A 17,544-nucleotide genomic window follows, 5' to 3' on the forward strand; every position below is an offset into this window, starting at 1 on the left:
CGGCCATGCGGCGTACGGGTCTATGAAGTTCGGCCTGCGCGGCCTGACCCGCTCGCCGGGACTGGTCGCATCTGCCGCTCCGCCGGATGGGCCGGCCGGAGGAGGTCGGAGAGCTCGTGCAGCTCGACTCGGCCGACGGCTGGCCGGACGGATCCGTACGGGTCCGTACGTTATCTTGATCGGCGCCGACCCCCACCGGCTCTCCCCCGTTTGCCCAGAAGTCCAAGGAGCCGGCTGTGGAAGCCGCTGTCACGACGTGTTACCGCCACCCCAAGTACGAGACGTACGTGAGCTGCACGCGCTGCGAGCGCTTCATCTGTCCCGACTGCATGCGTGAGGCGGCCGTCGGACACCAGTGCCCCGAGTGCGTGAAGGAGGGCCACAAGTCGGTACGCCAGGCACGCACGGTCTTCGGCGGCACGGTCGCCGGGGCGGCGGCGCCCGTGGTCACGTACACGCTGATCGCGCTGAACGTCCTCGCCTACCTCGGCGAACTGGCGCGCCCCGACCTCGTCGACCGGTTCGGCATGATCGGGTGGGCGCCGATGGGCCCGGAGGACGGGGGCTACCCCGTGCCGACCCTCGTCGGGGTGGCCGAGGGCGAGTGGTACCGGCTCTTCACGGGCGCCTTTCTCCACCTGCGCCCGACCGGGGGCAGCTTCGGGATCATGCACATCATGATGAACATGTTCTGCCTGTGGAACGTGGGCAGAACGGTCGAGGACCAGCTCGGCCGGGCGCGCTACGCCGGCCTGTACCTGCTGTCCGCGCTCGGCGGTTCGGTGCTGGTCTACCTGATCGCGCCGCACACCCTCACCGTGGGCGCCTCGGGCGCGATCTTCGGCGTCTCGGCCTCATACTACGTGCTCTGCCGCCGCCTGGGCCGCGACATGCGGGCCGTCAACCGCTTCATGGCGGGGCTCATGATCTGGATGGTGGTCTCCGCCCTGTTCGCCTCCTGGCAGTCCCACTTGGGCGGCCTGCTCACCGGCGCCCTGGCCAGCCTGGCCCTGGCGTACGCACCACGCAAGCACCGCACCGCGATCCAGGTGGCGGCGGGCGCGGGGATGCTGGTGCTGCTGATCGCGCTCGTACTGATGAAGACATCGGCGCTGACGGCGGGGTAGCGGTGGGCATGCCGCCGTCGGCGCGGGCGTGTCATTCGGCCGCACCGTCGAGCCCCTCCGGCGTCCGTACGCGCACGCACCGCGGCGCCCACCCAATGTCCGGTCGGGGACAAGGCAGGCGCCGCGTTCAGTTCCGCACGCCGTTGTGCGGGACGTCTATGGGGGCGTACGTCAGACAGTCAACGCACGATCCGTCGGCTTCACCGGGGCCGGCAACTCGCTCGCCCCCGTCAGGAACCGGTCCACGCCACGAGCCGCCGACCGCCCTTCGGCGATCGCCCACACGATGAGCGACTGACCGCGCCCCGCGTCACCCGCGACGAAGACGCCGTCGACGTTCGTCGCGTACTCCGCGTCGCGCGCCACGTTGCCGCGCGCGTCGAGCTCCAGGCCGAACTGCTGGACCAGACCGTTCTCCTGGTCCGTCCCCGTGAAGCCCATCGCCAGCGTGACCAGCTGAGCGGGGATCTTCCGCTCGGTGCCGGGCTTCTGCGTGAGCTTACCGTCGACGAACTCCACCTCGACGAGGTGCAGGAACTGGACGTTGCCGTCCTCGTCGCCCTCGAAGTGCGTCGTGGACACGGAGTAGACCCGCTCGCCGCCCTCCTCGTGCGCGGAGGTGACCTTGTAGAGCATCGGGAAGGTCGGCCAAGGCTGGTTGGCGTTACGCTCCTCGCCCGGCTTCGGCATGATCTCCAGCTGGGTGACGGACGCCGCGCCCTGCCGGTGGGCGGTGCCCACGCAGTCCGCGCCGGTGTCGCCGCCGCCGATGACCACGACGTGCTTGCCCTCGGCGGTGATCGGGGAGACCGTCAGGTCGCCCTCCTGCACCTTGTTCGCGAGCGGCAGGTACTCCATCGCGAAGTGGATGCCGTTCAGTTCGCGGCCCGGGACGGGCAGGTCGCGGGAGACCGTCGCACCGGCGGCGATGACCACCGCGTCGTACCGGCGCCGCAGCTTCGCGGCGTCGATGTCGCGGCCGATCTCGACCTCCGTACGGAACTTGGTGCCCTCCGCGCGCATCTGCTCGATGCGCCGGTTGATGTGCACCTTCTCCATCTTGAACTCGGGGATGCCGTAGCGCAGCAGCCCGCCGATGCGGTCGGCGCGCTCGTACACCGCGACCGTGTGACCGGCCCGCGTCAGCTGCTGGGCAGCGGCCAGGCCCGCAGGCCCCGAGCCGATGACAGCCACCGTCTTGCCCGACAGACGCTCGGGCGGCTGCGGCGTGACGTCACCATTGCCCCACGCCTTGTCGATGATCGAGACCTCGACGTTCTTGATGGTCACGGCCGGCTGGTTGATGCCGAGCACGCACGCCGACTCGCACGGAGCCGGGCACAGCCGCCCGGTGAACTCCGGGAAGTTGTTCGTGGCGTGCAGCCGCTCGCTCGCGGCCGCCCAGTCCTCACGGTAGGCGTAGTCGTTCCACTCGGGAATCAGGTTCCCGAGCGGGCAGCCGTTGTGGCAGAACGGAATGCCGCAGTCCATGCAGCGCCCGGCCTGCTTGCTGATGATCGGCAGCAGGGAGCCGGGAACGTAGACCTCGTTCCAGTCCTTGACGCGCTCACCGGCGGGACGGGTCTTGGCGACCTCGCGTCCGGTGGTCAGGAAGCCCTTGGGGTCAGCCATTGGTCGCCGCCTCCATCATCTTCTCGGTGGTCTCCTGCTCGGAGAGACCGGCGAGCTCAGCGGCGTCCTTGGCGGCGAGCACTGCCTTGTACGTGGACGGGATGATCTTGCTGAAGCGGGTCACCGCGGTGTCCCACTCGGCCAGCAGCTTTGAAGCGACCGTAGAACCGGTCTCCTCCTCATGGCGGCGCACCACATCGTGCAGCCACACCTGGTCGGTCTCGTCGAGTGCCTCGACCGCCCCGGCGTTGCCTGAGTTGACGTTGTCCGGGTCGAGGTCGATGACGTACGCGACGCCGCCGGACATGCCGGCCGCGAAGTTACGCCCGGTCTCGCCCAGCACCACCGCGCGACCGCCGGTCATGTACTCGCAGCCGTGGTCGCCCACGCCCTCCGAGACGACCGTGGCACCCGAGTTACGGACGCAGAAGCGCTCGCCCGTCCTGCCCCGCAGGAAGAGCTCGCCACTTGTGGCGCCGTACGCGATCGTGTTGCCGGCGATCGTCGAGTACTCGGCGAGGTGGTCGGCGCCCCGGTCGGGACGGACAACAATCCGCCCACCCGAAAGCCCCTTGCCCACATAGTCGTTCGCGTCGCCTTCGAGCCGCAGCGTGACACCACGCGGCACGAACGCACCGAAGGACTGACCGGCGGACCCGGTGAAGGTGATGTCGATGGTGTCGTCGGGCAGACCCGCCCCGCCGAACTTCTTCGTCACCTCGTGACCGAGCATCGTGCCGACGGTCCGGTTGATGTTGCGGATCGCGACCTGCGCGCGCACCGGCCCGGCGGCCTCGGCGCTGTCCGCGGCCAGGGCGTCGGCGGCGAGCTTGATCAGCTCGTTGTCGAGCGCCTTCTCCAGCGCGTGGTCCTGGGTCGTGATCTGGTGACGGACCGCGCCCTCCGGCAGCTCGGGCACGTAGAAGAGCGGCTCCAGGTCGAGACCCTGCGCCTTCCAGTGATCGACGGCCGCGTCGGTGTTGAGGAGTTCGGCGTGGCCGACGGCCTCTTCGAGCGTACGGAAGCCGAGCTCGGCCAGCAGCTCGCGCACTTCCTCCGCGATGAACTGGAAGAAGTTGACGATGTACTCGGCCTTGCCGGAGAACCGGTCCCGGAGAACCGGGTTCTGCGTGGCGATACCGACCGGGCACGTGTCGAGGTGGCAGACGCGCATCATGACGCAGCCGGACACGACGAGCGGCGCGGTCGCGAAACCGAACTCCTCGGCGCCGAGGAGCGCGGCGATGATGACGTCGCGGCCGGTCTTCAGCTGGCCGTCGGTCTGGACGACGATGCGGTCGCGCAGCCCGTTGAGCAGCAGCGTCTGCTGGGTCTCGGCAAGCCCGAGCTCCCAGGGACCGCCCGCGTGCTTCAGCGAGGTGAGCGGCGAAGCACCCGTACCACCGTCATGGCCCGAGATCAGCACCACATCGGCGTGTGCCTTGGACACACCGGCCGCGACCGTGCCGACACCGACCTCCGACACCAGCTTCACGTGGATGCGCGCGGCCGGGTTGGCGTTCTTGAGGTCGTGGATCAGCTGAGCCAGGTCCTCGATCGAGTAGATGTCGTGGTGCGGCGGCGGCGAGATGAGCCCCACACCCGGCGTCGAGTGCCGGGTCTTCGCGACCCACGGGTAGACCTTGTGGCCGGGCAGCTGACCGCCCTCGCCGGGCTTGGCGCCCTGCGCCATCTTGATCTGGATGTCGTCGGCGTTGACGAGGTATTCACTCGTCACACCGAAACGCCCCGAGGCGACCTGCTTGATGCTGGAGCGCCGCGCCGGGTCGTACAGCCGCTCGGCGTCCTCGCCGCCCTCACCGGTGTTGGACTTGCCGCCCAGCTGGTTCATGGCGATGGCAAGCGTCTCGTGCGCCTCCTGGGAGATGGAGCCGTACGACATGGCGCCGGTGGAGAAGCGCTTGACGATTTCGGAAGCCGGCTCGACCTCATCGATCGAGATGGGCGTACGCCCCGACTTGAACCCGAAGAGCCCACGCAGCGTCATCAGCCGCTCGGACTGCTCGTTCACGCGGTCCGTGTACTGCTTGAAGATGTCGTACCGGCGGTTGCGCGTGGCGTGCTGGAGGCGGAAGACCGTCTCCGGGTCGAACAGGTGCGGCTCGCCCTCGCGCCGCCACTGGTACTCGCCGCCGATCTCCAGCGCGCGGTGCGTGGCGGCGATGCCGGAGGCCGGGTAGGCCTTGGCGTGCCGGGCGGCGACTTCCTTGGCGACGACATCGAGACCGGCGCCGCCGATCTTGGTCGCCGTACCGTTGAAGTACTTCTCGACGAAGGCCTCGTCCAGACCGACAGCCTCGAAGACCTGCGCGCCCCGGTAGGAGGCGACGGTCGAGATGCCCATCTTGGACATGACCTTCAGGACGCCCTTGCCGAGCGCGTAGATCAGATTCCGGATGGCCTGCTCGGGCTCGGCGCCCTCGATGAACGTGCCCGCGCGGACCAGGTCCTCGACGGACTCCATGGCCAGGTACGGGTTGACGGCGGCCGCACCGAAACCGATCAGCAGCGCGACGTGGTGCACCTCGCGCACATCGCCGGCCTCGACGAGCAGCCCCACCTGGGTGCGCTGCTTCGTACGGATCAGGTGATGGTGCACGGCGGAAGTGAGCAGCAGCGACGGGATCGGCGCGTGCTCGGCGTCCGAGTGCCGGTCGGAGAGCACGATCAGGCGGGCGCCGGCCTCGATGGCGGCGTCGGCCTCGGTGCAGATCTGCTCGATACGGGCGGCCAGCGCGTCGGCGCCGCCGCTGACGCGGTAGAGGCCGGAGAGCGTGGCGGTCGTCAGGCCCGGCATGTCGCCGTCGGCGTTGATGTGTATGAGCTTGGCCAGCTCGTCGTTGTCGATCACCGGGAACGGCAGCGTGACATTGCGGCAGGTCGCGGCGGTCGGCTCCAGGATGTTGCCCTGGGGGCCGAGCGTGGAGCGCAGCGAGGTGACGAGCTCCTCGCGGATGGCGTCCAGCGGCGGGTTCGTGACCTGCGCGAAGAGCTGCGTGAAGTAGTCGAAGAGCAGCCGCGGCCGCTCGGACAGCGCGGCGATGGGCGAGTCCGTACCCATGGAGCCGAGCGGTTCGCCACCCGTACGAGCCATCGGCGCGAGGATGACGCGCAGCTCTTCCTCGGTGTACCCGAAGGTCTGCTGCCTGCGCGTGACCGACGCGTGCGTGTGCACGATGTGCTCGCGCTCGGGCAGGTCCTCCAGCTCGATCTCGCCGGCTTCCAGCCACTCCTGGTACGGAGCCTCGGCGGCGAGGCCGGCCTTGATCTCGTCGTCCTCGATGATCCGGTGCTCGGCGGTGTCGACGAGGAACATCTTGCCGGGCTGCAGCCGTCCCTTACGGACCACCTTCGCCGGGTCGATGTCCAGCACGCCCACCTCGGACGACAGCACGACAAGCCCGTCGTCGGTCACCCAGTAGCGACCGGGACGCAGACCGTTGCGGTCGAGTACGGCGCCGACCTGGGTGCCGTCGGTGAAGGTGACGCACGCCGGGCCGTCCCAGGGCTCCATCATCGTGGCGTGGTACTGGTAGAAGGCCCGCCGGGCCGGGTCCATCGAGTCGTGGTTCTCCCACGCCTCGGGGACCATCATCAGCACGGCGTGCGGCAGCGAGCGCCCGCCCAGGTGCAGCAGTTCCAGAACCTCGTCGAAGGACGCGGAGTCGGAGGCGTCGGGCGTACAGACGGGGAAGATCCGCTCCAGCTTGTCCGCGCCGAACAGGTCGGACGCGAGCTGGGACTCGCGGGCCTTCATCCAGTTCCGGTTGCCCTTGACCGTGTTGATCTCGCCGTTGTGCGCGACGAAGCGGTACGGGTGGGCCAGCGGCCAGCTCGGGAAGGTGTTCGTCGAGAAGCGCGAGTGAACGAGCGCGACAGTCGTCGCGAAGCGCCGGTCGGACAGGTCCGGGAAGAACGGCTCCAGCTGCCCGGTGGTGAGCATGCCCTTGTACACAATCGTCCGGGCGGAGAGCGAGGGGAAGTACACCCCGGCCTCACGCTCGGCGCGCTTGCGCAGCACGAAGGCCTTGCGGTCGAGCTCAAGCCCCGTCGACGTACCGTCCGCCACAAAGAGCTGGCCGAAGGCGGGCATGGTGGCGCGGGCGCCGTTGCCGAGCAGTTCCGGAGTGACGGGAACCTCACGCCATCCCAGTACGTCGAGACCTTCCTCGGCCGCGATCGTCTCGATCTCGGAGACGGCCTGTGCGGAGCCGTCTGCGGGAAGGAAACCAATGCCGACGGCGTACGCCCCGGCCTCGGGGAGTTCGAATTCGGTGACCTCGCGCAGGAACGCGTCGGGAACCTGGAGCAGGATTCCGGCGCCATCGCCGGAGTCGGGCTCGGATCCTGTGGCACCGCGGTGTTCGAGATTGCGCAGTACGGTCAGCGCCTGCTCGACCAGCTCATGGCTGGCCACACCGGTAAGGGTGGCCACAAAGCCGACGCCACAGGCGTCGTGCTCATTACGGGGGTCGTACATCCCCTGCTGGGCGGGGCGACCGTCCATGGGCGACCAGGCGTCGGAACGCATTGGCACTCCCGTCGTCGTCGTGGCATATGCAACTACCGAGGGACGACGTTGGCCCTCCGCGAAATTTCGTGCAGGTTACATGATGGCTGGCTTCTCGCGAGGTGGATAGCTCATTCCAGCATGCGGACACCGCGCATAGCGGTGCAGGTGGTTCACGGGCGGACAGAGCGACACCCGTCGGGTGATCACAGCGCAGGCGTCATTGCCTGCGGTGTCGTGGGCTCTTGCCCGGTCATTGCGAAGATGAAACCACCGAGTAACAGAGTACTTATGTGGAGCTCCGCATAGGGTCTCACCCTACGGCGGTCCCGAACAGAGCGCCGAGGGCGTACGTCACACCGGCCGCGGCCCCGCCCAGCGCCAGCTGCCTGACTCCGCTGAACCACCAGGAGCGGGCCGTCACCTTCGCCACCAGCGCCCCGCAGGCGAAGAGCCCGACCAGCGCCAGCAGCACCGCGGGCCACATCGTCGAGGCCCCGAGCAGGTATGGCAGTACGGGCAGCAAAGCACCCAGAGCGAACGCCCCGAACGACGATACGGCGGCGACCAGGGGTGAGGGAAGGTCTCCCGGGTCGATGCCGAGCTCCTCACGGGCATGGATCTCCAGCGCCTGCTCGGGATCCCGGGACAGCTGCGTGGCAACCTCACGCGCCAGCCCCGCCTCGACTCCCCGCGACTCGTACAGCGCGGCGAGCTCCTCCAGCTCGTCCTTGGGATGCTTGCGCAACTCGCGCCGCTCCACGTCGAGTTCGGCCTCTACCAGCTCGCGCTGCGAGGCCACGGAGGTGTATTCACCCGCCGCCATGGAGAAGGCGCCGGCGGCAAGCCCCGCGAGCCCGGTGATGACGATCGTCTGCTGCCCAACCGACCCACCGGCCACCCCGGTCATCAGCGCCAGATTCGACACCAGACCGTCCATGGCCCCGAAGACCGCCGGGCGCAGCCAGCCCCCATTCACGTCGCGGTGCGTGTGGTTGTCGCGGTGCGCCTCGTGGAGCGTCGCCTCGGTCTCAATGATGGCCATGTCGCCAGTTCCCCTCTCCCCGGAGGCGGGGCCGTCCGCGGCCCCTCCACCCCCTCAACATCATCGAAAGTACGCACGATTCAAGGCGCCCGCCAGCAAGGCAGGCCGTACTTACTCGCAGCTCAGACCCCACGCCGACCGGGTGACGCTGACGTTTCGGAGCCTTCGCCGGGCCCTCGCGTGGCACAGATCCAGGAACGAGCCCTGGGAGTTGATTGCATGCGACCCCGCACCGGTCACGGCCGCGCGCTTCAGGCGCTGCGCGAACTTCACGGCGTTCGCGCGCTCCGCGACAGGGGACGCGGCGCCCTGCTCGGCCTGGCGGTGGGCGACGCGCTCGGAGCGCCGGCGGAGAACATGAAGCCGTCCGAGATCCGCCGCCGTTGGGGCCGCATCGAGGGCTTCGTGTCCGGCGATCCCGCCGGTACGGACGACACGGAGTACGCCATTTTCTCCGGCCTCCTCCTGGCCCGCCACGGCTCGGCGCTCACCGTGGCCCACGTCGAGAACGCCTGGCACCTGTGGATCGCCGACCTGGACGAGGGACCGTTCCGCGGCGCGGGCTTCAGCGAACGCGGAACGCTGGAGAACCTCCGCCGGGGCCTGGCCGCCCCCATCTCCGCCCAGCACCGCCACGCGTGGAGCGACGGCCTGGCGATGCGCGCCGCCCCGTTCGGCGTCTTCGCGGCGGGCCGCCCGGCGGAGGCGGCGCGGCTGGTGGCGATCGACGGCTGCGTGAGCCACGAGGGCGAGGGCATCTACGGCGGCCAGGCGGTGGCGGCGGGCGTGGCGGCGGCCATGACGGGCGGCACCCCCTCCGCGATCACCGCGGCCGCTCTCTCCGTCATCCCGTCCGACTCCTGGACGGCGCGCTCCCTGCGCCGAGCGGTGGCGGCGGCCCCGGACGGCGAACGGGCGGTGCGCTCGGCGGTGGTGATCGGCGGCTACCCCTGGACGGACCTGGCCCCGGAGGCGGTGGGCCTGGCCTTCGGCGCGTTCGCGGCGTCCCGCGGCGACTTCGCCGGCTCAGTCCTGACGGCGGTCAACATGGGCCGCGACGCGGACACCACGGCGGCGGTGGCGGGCGCCCTGGCCGGCGCGATGTGCGGCGCGGGGGCGATCCCCCCGGCGTGGTCCTCTGCCATCACCCCGGCCAGAGGCAGCTGCCTCCCCTCCATGCGAAACCACCACGTACTGGACGTGGCAGACCTCCTCACCCCGGACGACGACCCCCCGCACGCCACCCCCCACACTCCCCGGGCAGCGCGATGACCCCCTACAACCCCCCACAAACCACCCCGGAGACCACCCTCACCACGGACCCGCGCGAAGCGCCGGGCACCGGGGGCGCGGCCGGCCCGCGCCGGATCGAAGGTCTGCTGCTCGGCCTCGCCGCGGGCGACGCCGCCGGCTGGCCCGCCGCCCGCCACCGCGCCGCCCGCATGCCGGACTGGACCCGCCGCCTCACCCGCGAACTCGACACCTTCGCCGAGCAGAACGCCACCACCACCCTCCCCGTCCCCATCGCCCTGAACCAGCCCCCCGAACCCCTGCGCCTCGGCCCCTCCGACGATGCCGAGTGGGCCGCTTTCACCGCCGGTACGATCCTCGCCGCCACCCCCGGCAAGATCCGCGCCGCGGTCGACCGCGCCTGGACCGCCCTCGCCGCCGAGGTCGCCGCCGCGGCCGACCGCGCCCCCGAGGTCGAGTCCGCCGTACTCCCCCTGCGCGCCCGGATCTCCGTACGCGCCGGTCTCGGCAACCTCGCCACCGGCCTGCGCCCGCCCGCGACCGGCCACGACAATCCGCACTACTTCGACGACGCCGCCTGCATCCGCGCCGCCGTCCTGGCCACCGCCCACCCCGGCGACCCGATCGCCGCCGCCGAGCTGGCCGAGTTCGACGCCCGCTACACCCAGGACGGCGACGGCGTCCACGGCGCCCGCGCCATGGCAGCGGCGATCGCCGCGGCCCTCGGCGGCGCCAGCATCGACCAAGCCGTGCACGCCGCCCTCGCCCAGCTCCCCGAAGCCACCGAAATCGGCCGCAACGCGGCCCACGCCGTCCACCTCGCCACAACCTCCAACGCCGGAGCATTCGCCCTGGTCCCCACCCTCGAACACCAGATCGTCGACCACGTCTACAGCTACGGCATCGCCGCCGCCGAAACCGTCCCCGTGGCCCTGGCCCTCGCCACCGCCGCCCGCGGCCGCGTGACCGAGGCCGTACCCGCCGCCGCCTGCCTGTCCCGAGTGGCCGACTCCGCCCCCGCCCTCGCCGGCGCACTGACCGGCGCCCTGTGCGGCGGCGACGCCCTACCCCCCGGCTGGCGCGACACCTGTCGCACCCTCGTCGGCTGCGCCCTCCCCCGTCTGGCCGGCACAGACCTGGTGGAACTGGCCGGAAAACTCACCACACACCTCCACCCCACGAAGGGCTGACCGAACCATGGCGACATTCCCACCCCTGACCCTGGAGGACCGGACCACCGGCAGCCTGATCGGCGCGGCAGTCGGCGACGCGCTGGGCGGCCCGGTCGAAGGCTGGACCCCCGAACAGATCACCGAACGCCACAACGGCCGCGTCCACGGCATCGTCGGCCCCTTCCACGAAGACTGGCGTACGGCGCGCCCCATCGCCCCGTACCACAAGGGCGACGGCCACATCACGGACGACACCCTCATGACCCACGCCCTGGTCCGCGTGTACGACGCCGTACGCGACCACCTGGACGCCTACTCAATCGCCGACCACCTGGTCCCCGAACTGATCGAATCCCCCATCTGGATCCCGGAGTTGGAATCCGAGGCCCTCCCCCTCCAGCGCATCTTCCTGGCCGAGAAGTGGATCGTCGCGCGCCTCCACTACGGCCACGTGGACCCCCGCGAAGCCGGCACGGGCAACATCGTCAACTGCGGCGCCGCGATGTACATGGCCCCGGTCGGCCTGGTCAACGCGGGCAACCCCCCAGCGGCGTACGCCGAAGCAATCGACATCGCCGGCGCGCACCAGTCGTCGTACGGACGCGAGGCAGCCGGAGTCTTCGCCGCCGCGGTAGCCGCCGCCTGCGCCCCCGAAGCCACCCCCGCCACAGTGGTGGACACGTGCCTGTCCCTCGCCAAGGACGGCACCCGCGCAGCAATCGAAGCAGTGGCCGAAGCAGCGGTCCGCCACCACGACTTCGAGTCCGCACTGACCCCCCTCCGCAGCGCCGTCGCCCCCTTCGACACGGTCGGTCCGGACTACCGCAAACCGTCCCTGGCCGCCCGCCGCCCCTCCCGCCTGCACTCCATCGAGGAGCTTCCCATCGCCCTCGGCATGCTCCTGGTAGCCGGCGGCGACTACCGCCGCACCGTCCTGGGCTCGGTCAATTACGGCCGCGACTGCGACTCGATCGCCACGATGAGCGGCGCGATCGCCGGCGCGATGCACGGCGAATCAGCCATCCCGTCCGACTGGTCAAAAACAATCGCCGAGGCAAGCCGCACCGACCTGCACGCCCCACCCCGGACCCTCGCGGCCGTAACCCGCGAGGTGTACGCCCGAGACATGGAGCGCCGCCGGACCCACGAGGCGACCTTCGCGGCCCTGACGGGCACGCCATGCGGCTGACCTGGCTGCAACCGGAGGACCTGATCACCCACGAGCTGCGCCAGGCATCGGAGGACGGCCGCGACGCGACAGAGATCCGCACCCGCTGGCAATCGGCAGGCGGCACGCCCACCCCACCGACCACGGGCGCGTCCCCCACCCCCGCACCACACCTGCGCACCCTGGCAGAAACCCTCCTGACCGAACTCTCCCAACTCCCCACACCCCACCCAGAACCAACCACCCTCCCCGCCATCAGATCAGCCTGCCCAGCCTGGCCACACACCCCCACCCCACCCAAAAGCGCGCCACCGGACGGCGCCGGGAGCACCCCGCGGCACAACATCGCGGTGCCAGGAGGGGACGTGCCGGGGCGCTCCCCGCAGGGCGTTGAACGCAACCACCCCGAACAACACCCAGTACCCGAACGTTCGACGCCCGAGGAGACGCCCCGGCGCGGCACCGACCCCAAAGCCCCCGCAACCAGTGGCCACACCCGACCCGCAAACCCCACCGCAGCCCTCCTCAACCGCCTCCACGCCGCCTGGCTGGGCCGCGCCGCCGGCTGCCTCCTCGGCAAACCGGTCGAGAAACTCCCCCTCACCGCCATCCGCCAACTGGCCACCGCCGCCGGCAACTGGCCCCTGACCACCTGGTTCACAGCCCAAGGTGTCCCCCGCCACCTCCTCGCCCGCCACCCCTGGAACCGCCGCTCCGCCCCCACCTCACTCGCCGAGAACATCAACGGCATGCCGGAGGACGACGACCTGAACTACCCCCTCCTGAACCTGCTCCTCCTCCAACGCCACACCAAGTCCTTCACGACAACCCAGCTCGCCCACCTATGGCTGGACGAACTCCCGGCCGGCCGCACATTCACCGCCGAACGCATCGCCTACCGCAACCTCCTCCAAGGCCTGGCACCCCCTCAAACAGCAACCCGCCACAACCCGTTCCGAGAATGGATCGGCGCCCTGATCCGCGCGGACCTCCACGGCTGGACACACCCCGGCAACCCGGCCGCCGCCGCCGAACAGGCCCACCGAGACGCCACCCTCACCCACACCGCCAACGGCGTGTACGGCGCGATGTTCATCGCCGCGACCATCGCCGAAGCCGCCACCGGCACCACCGACGTACACCACTGCCTGCGCACCGGCCTGACCGTCGTCCCCCCGAAGTCCCGCCTGGCCCAAGCAGTCCGCCACGGCATCGAAACAGCCAGAACAACCCGCGACTTCGACACCGTCGTGGACGACCTCCACGCCACCTACGGCCACCACCACTGGGTGCACGTCATCCCGAACGCCGCCCTCATCGCCGCCGCCCTCACCCACGCCGACGGCGACTTCACCGGCTCCATCTGCCGCGCGGTGTCCGGCGGCTGGGACACCGACTCCAACGGGGCCACCACAGGCAGCATCGCCGGCCTCCTGGCGGGCTCACCCGAAGCGATCCCCGCCCACTGGACCGCCCCCCTCCGCAACCGCCTGGCCACTTCCATCGCCGGCCTCGACGGCATCGGCTTCGACACCCTGGCCCACCTCACCCACACGGAGGCACACCGACCGTGACCACGAGAGAAGACCAAAAGATGACAACCACCACCCCGGCGCCCCTCACCGGCCTCCGCGTCCTGGACCTGGCCACCCTCTTCGCCGGCCCGCTGGCCGCCACGATGCTCGGCGACTTCGGCGCGGACGTAATCAAGGTCGAGCACCCCACCAGACCCGACCCCTCCCGCGGCCACGGCCCGTCCAAAGACGGCATCGGCCTGTGGTGGAAACTCCTCGGCCGCAACAAGCGCACGATCACCCTCGACCTCTCCGCCCCCACCGGCCGCGACGCCCTCCTGCGCCTGGCGGCCACCACAGACGTGATCATCGAGAACTTCCGCCCGGGCACCCTGGAAAAGTGGGGCCTCGGTCCAACCGAGCTGAGCGCCGCAAACCCCCGCCTGGTCCTGACCCGCGTCACCGGCTTCGGCCAGTTCGGCCCGTACTCCCACCGCCCGGGCTTCGGCACACTCGCCGAGGCGATGAGCGGTTTCGCGGCGATGACCGGCGACCCCGAGGGCCCACCCACGCTCCCCCCGTTCGGCCTGGCCGACTCGATCGCCGCCCTAGCAACCGCCTACGCCGTAATGACCGCACTCACGGCCCGCACCACAACCAACCGCGGCCAGGTGGTCGACATGGCCATCATCGAACCGATCCTCACGATCCTCGGCCCCCAGCCGCTCTGGTACGACCAGCTCGGCTACGTCCAGCCCCGCACCGGAAACCGCTCCCGCAACAACGCCCCCCGCAACACCTATCGCACCGCCGACGGCGCCTGGGTGGCCGTCTCCACGTCGGCCCAGTCCGTGGCCGAGCGCGTGATGCGCCTGGTGGGCCGCCCCGACCTGATCGACGAGCCATGGTTCACCACGGGCAGCGGCCGCGCCGAGCACGCGGACGAACTCGACGAGGCGGTCGGCCACTGGATCTCGCGCCGCACCCGCGACGAGGCGCTGGCCGCGTTCGAGAAGGCGGAAGCAGCGATCGCCCCCATCTACGACGTGCAGGACGTCATGACCGACCCGCAGTACCGCGCACTGGATACGATCACCAAGATCGAGGACCCGGAACTAGGCCCGCTGCGCATGCAGAACGTCCTCTTCCGCCTCTCCGAAACCCCCGGCGCGATCCGCTGGGCCGGCCGCCCCCACAACGCCGACACCCAGGCCGTACTCACCGAAGCGGGCCTCTCCGAGTCCGACATCGCCACCCTCCGCGCCACCGGCGGCACAAAATGACATCCCCACTGACGGCACTGACCGCCCTGACCTGGCTGTACGTACCGGGTGACCGCCCGGAGACGGTAGCCAAGGCGCTGGGTGCCGGCGCCGATGTCGTGATCGTCGACCTGGAGGACGCGGTCGCGCCCGACCGCAAGGAGTACGCCCGCTCAGCCACCGCCGAGCTACTCACCGAGCGCCCGTCCGCCACTCCGGTCCACGTCCGCGTGAACGCCCTCGGCAGCCTCTTCGCCGAGGCCGATCTGCACGCCCTGGCCCGGCTGCCCGGCCTCGCGGCCCTCCGCCTCCCCAAGGTCACCGACCCGTCCGAGGTGCGGCACGTCGCGAACCTGATGCCCGACGTACCGCTGTACGCCCTGCTCGAATCGGCTCTGGGCATCGAGCACGCCCACGCCATCGCGGGGGCGCACCCCTACCTGCGGGGCATCGCACTGGGCGAGGCCGACCTCCGGGCGGATCTGGGCGTACGGGACGACGCCGGCCTCGCGTGGCCGCGCAGCCGGGTGGTGGTCGCCGCGCGGGCGGCGGGCCTGGAGCCACCGGTCCAGTCGGTGCACCCGGACATCCGTGACCTGGACGGCCTGGCGGAGTCGTGCGCGCGGGGGCGGGCACTGGGCTTCCTGGGCCGTACAGCGCTGCACCCTCGCCAGCTGCCGGTGATCGAGCGAGCGTTCCTCCCCACGCCTCAAGAAGTCGAGGAGGCGGAGGAAATCGTCAAAGCGGCGGCAGCGGACGGCGGCGCACTGGCCCTACCCGACGGCCGCTTCGTAGACACGGCGGTAGTAACGGCCGCCCACCGAACCCTCTCCCTGGCATCCCGCCGGGGCTGGACGCACTAGTCCTTGGCCTCGGCGTCAGCCTTGGCATCGTGACCGGCACCGGCATCCGCATCCGCACCGGCATCCGCACCGGCATCCGCATCGGCGTCGCCACCCGCGTCGCCCTTCTCCAAAGAGACCGGCTCGACGATCTCCTCGCGCCCCGGCCGCACCTTCGCCGAGATCACGAAGTAAGCGACGGCGAGCACGAACACCACGATCGAGGTCCACACGTTGAGCCGCAGCCCCAGCACGTGGTGCGCCTCGTCGACCCGCATGTACTCGATCCAGCCGCGGCCGGTGCAGTACAGCGCGACGTACAGCGCGAAGACCCGCCCGTGCCCGAGCTTGAAGCGACGGTCGGCCCAGATGACCACCATCGCCGCACCGACACACCACAGCGACTCGTACAGGAAGGTCGGGTGGTACGTCCCCGCCTCGCGGTTCACGCCCTCTGAGATCTTGAGCGCCCACGGCAGATCGGTCGGCCGACCGTACAGCTCCTGGTTGAACCAGTTGCCCCAACGCCCGATCGCCTGCGCGAAGGCGAGACCGGGAGCCATCGCGTCGGCCCAGGCCGGGAGCGGGATCCCGCGGCGGCGGCAGCCGATCCAGGCGCCGACCGCGCCGAGAGCCACGGCGCCCCAGATACCGAGGCCGCCCTCCCAGATCTTGAACGCGTCGACCCAGTTCTGACCCTCGCTGAAGTACAGCTGGTAATCGGTGATGACGTGGTAGAGCCGCCCGCCGACCAGGCCGAAGGGAACCGCCCACACAGCGATGTCGGCCACCGTCCCGGCTTTACCTCCCCGGGCGATCCACCGCTTGTTGCCGTACCAGACGGCCACAAAAACGCCAATGATGATGCAGAACGCGTAGCCGCGGAGCGGGATCGGTCCGAGCTCGATCACACCGGTCGACGGGCTGGGGATATAGGCAAGTTCCATGGCAGGGTCGACGCTACCCTGCCGGGCGGGACGTACGGCAACCCACCCGGCAACGTCTGGATAACGAGCGGTCCCACACCGCACGCCCAGCGCCTACGGCGTGAGCGGGGGCACGGACGCCTGAGGCTGAGAAGCAGCCGGAGGCACTGAAGCCCGGGGCGCGGACGAAGCCGGAGGGGCGGGCGCCGGGGATGCCGGGGACGCCGGGGACGGGGACGCCGGCGGCGTGGCGGTCGCCGTTCCCGCCTTCTTGCCCTTGTTCGCCTCGGCGACCCACTTCTTCAGGTTGTCCGGCGAGATCTGCTCGTCGCCCTTCTTCGGGAAGATGGACTCCCCGTTGAGCTGCACGGTCGGCGTCCCCTGGAAGTTGCCCTTCTGGAACGCCTCATTCGACTTCCGCACCCACCCGTTGTGCGTCCCGTCGGCCACACACTGCTTGAACGTGTCGGTGACGAGCCCGTCGACCTTGTTAGCCAGCTCGATCAGCCGGCTGTCCTTGCTGAAGGCGTCGTCGGTCTCGGGCGGCTGGTTCTGGTACAGCACGTCGTGGTACGGCACGAACTTGCCCACGTCCTGCGCGCACGCCGCAGCATTCGCCGACTTCAGCGAGCCGGAGCCGCCCATGTTCCCGTCAATGAGCGTGGCCAGGTGGTACTCGATCTTGATCTGGCCCGCCCGCTCCAACTCATGGATCGTTTCCCGGAAGGCGTTCTCGAACTGGGCGCAGGCCGGGCAGCGGAAGTCCTCCCACACCGTGAGGGTCGACGGTGCGTCCTTCGCCCCCACCGGGATCATCGGATCGCCCTTGGGGTCCGTGCCCTTGGGCGTCACCACAGCATTCGCGCTGTCGTCGCCGTCCCCGTCCGAGCCCATGTTCGCGGCGAGGATGCCCGCCACGGCGGCCAGGCCCAGGACGCCGACCACGGCGGCGGCCACGATCAGTGTCCGCCTGCGCTTGTCACGCGCCTTCTGCGCCTCGCGCTCCTCGATGAGGCGCTCGCGGGCGGTTCGTTTTCCGTCACGGTTCTTGTCGCTCACATCCGCAGCAACGAA

12 protein-coding genes are annotated in these 17,544 nt (G+C 70.3%); 7 read left to right on the top strand and 5 right to left on the bottom strand.

Annotation, left to right across the window (positions count from 1 at the left end; all coding sequences use genetic code 11):
• The first annotated feature begins 236 nt into the window (after positions 1 to 236).
• The gene (locus tag J7E96_RS00295; RefSeq protein ID WP_215126155.1) at positions 237 to 1,127 is read left to right on the top strand and encodes a rhomboid family intramembrane serine protease; all 891 of its coding nucleotides are present in this window, start codon (positions 237 to 239) and stop codon (positions 1,125 to 1,127) included.
• 171 nt (positions 1,128 to 1,298) lie between these two features.
• Here J7E96_RS00295 and J7E96_RS00300 read toward each other — a convergent pair whose 3' ends face one another.
• The 3 genes from J7E96_RS00300 to J7E96_RS00310 form a co-directional block, all read right to left on the bottom strand.
• Positions 1,299 to 2,759, bottom strand: coding sequence for a glutamate synthase subunit beta (locus J7E96_RS00300; RefSeq protein WP_215126157.1), 1,461 nt, complete (start codon positions 2,757 to 2,759; stop codon positions 1,299 to 1,301).
• Positions 2,752 to 7,311, bottom strand: a complete 4,560-nt coding sequence (gene gltB, locus J7E96_RS00305; RefSeq protein ID WP_215126159.1) for a glutamate synthase large subunit — start codon at positions 7,309 to 7,311, stop codon at positions 2,752 to 2,754. The genes J7E96_RS00300 and gltB overlap by 8 nt, the downstream gene beginning before the upstream one ends.
• 292 nt (positions 7,312 to 7,603) lie before the next feature.
• The gene (locus J7E96_RS00310) at positions 7,604 to 8,335 is read right to left on the bottom strand and encodes a VIT1/CCC1 transporter family protein (protein ID WP_215126161.1); all 732 of its coding nucleotides are present in this window, start codon (positions 8,333 to 8,335) and stop codon (positions 7,604 to 7,606) included.
• A gap of 219 nt (positions 8,336 to 8,554) precedes the next feature.
• Between J7E96_RS00310 and J7E96_RS00315 the strand changes: the two genes are divergently transcribed.
• Genes J7E96_RS00315 through J7E96_RS00340 form a run of 6 tightly spaced genes read left to right on the top strand, consistent with a single transcriptional unit; the run spans position 8,555 to position 15,565 of the window.
• Positions 8,555 to 9,607, top strand: a complete 1,053-nt coding sequence (locus J7E96_RS00315; protein WP_215126163.1) for an ADP-ribosylglycohydrolase family protein — start codon at positions 8,555 to 8,557, stop codon at positions 9,605 to 9,607.
• On the top strand, positions 9,604 to 10,776 hold the full coding sequence (locus tag J7E96_RS00320; protein WP_215126165.1) for an ADP-ribosylglycohydrolase family protein: 1,173 nt from the start codon (positions 9,604 to 9,606) through the stop codon (positions 10,774 to 10,776). The genes J7E96_RS00315 and J7E96_RS00320 overlap by 4 nt, the downstream gene beginning before the upstream one ends.
• A gap of 7 nt (positions 10,777 to 10,783) precedes the next feature.
• Positions 10,784 to 11,947 carry an ADP-ribosylglycohydrolase family protein gene (locus J7E96_RS00325; RefSeq protein WP_215126167.1) on the top strand — a complete coding sequence of 388 codons (1,164 nt, stop codon included), beginning with the start codon at positions 10,784 to 10,786 and terminating at the stop codon, positions 11,945 to 11,947.
• Complete coding sequence (locus J7E96_RS00330) at positions 11,938 to 13,500, top strand: ADP-ribosylglycohydrolase family protein (RefSeq protein ID WP_215126169.1); 1,563 nt, start codon at positions 11,938 to 11,940, stop codon at positions 13,498 to 13,500. The genes J7E96_RS00325 and J7E96_RS00330 overlap by 10 nt, the downstream gene beginning before the upstream one ends.
• Before the next feature lie 20 nt (positions 13,501 to 13,520).
• Entirely contained in the window at positions 13,521 to 14,723 is a 1,203-nt protein-coding gene (locus J7E96_RS00335) for a CaiB/BaiF CoA-transferase family protein (RefSeq protein ID WP_215126171.1), read from the top strand.
• Positions 14,720 to 15,565 (top strand): CoA ester lyase, encoded by an 846-nt coding sequence (locus J7E96_RS00340; protein WP_215126173.1) that lies wholly within the window; start codon positions 14,720 to 14,722, stop codon positions 15,563 to 15,565. Before J7E96_RS00335 ends, J7E96_RS00340 begins: the two co-directional genes overlap by 4 nt.
• On the opposite strand, the gene lgt is transcribed toward J7E96_RS00340, so the two are convergent.
• A complete protein-coding gene (lgt, locus tag J7E96_RS00345) occupies positions 15,562 to 16,491 on the bottom strand; it encodes a prolipoprotein diacylglyceryl transferase (RefSeq protein WP_215126175.1) in 930 nt (309 codons plus the stop codon). The genes J7E96_RS00340 and lgt overlap by 4 nt on opposite strands.
• Positions 16,492 to 16,584: 93 nt before the next feature.
• Positions 16,585 to 17,529 (bottom strand): thioredoxin domain-containing protein, encoded by a 945-nt coding sequence (locus J7E96_RS00350; protein ID WP_215126177.1) that lies wholly within the window; start codon positions 17,527 to 17,529, stop codon positions 16,585 to 16,587.
• Positions 17,530 to 17,544: the final 15 nt, after the last annotated feature.

Origin of the sequence: Streptomyces sp. ISL-96 (assembly GCF_018614035.1) — a bacterium.
In the GTDB taxonomy this organism is placed as follows: domain Bacteria; phylum Actinomycetota; class Actinomycetes; order Streptomycetales; family Streptomycetaceae; genus Streptomyces.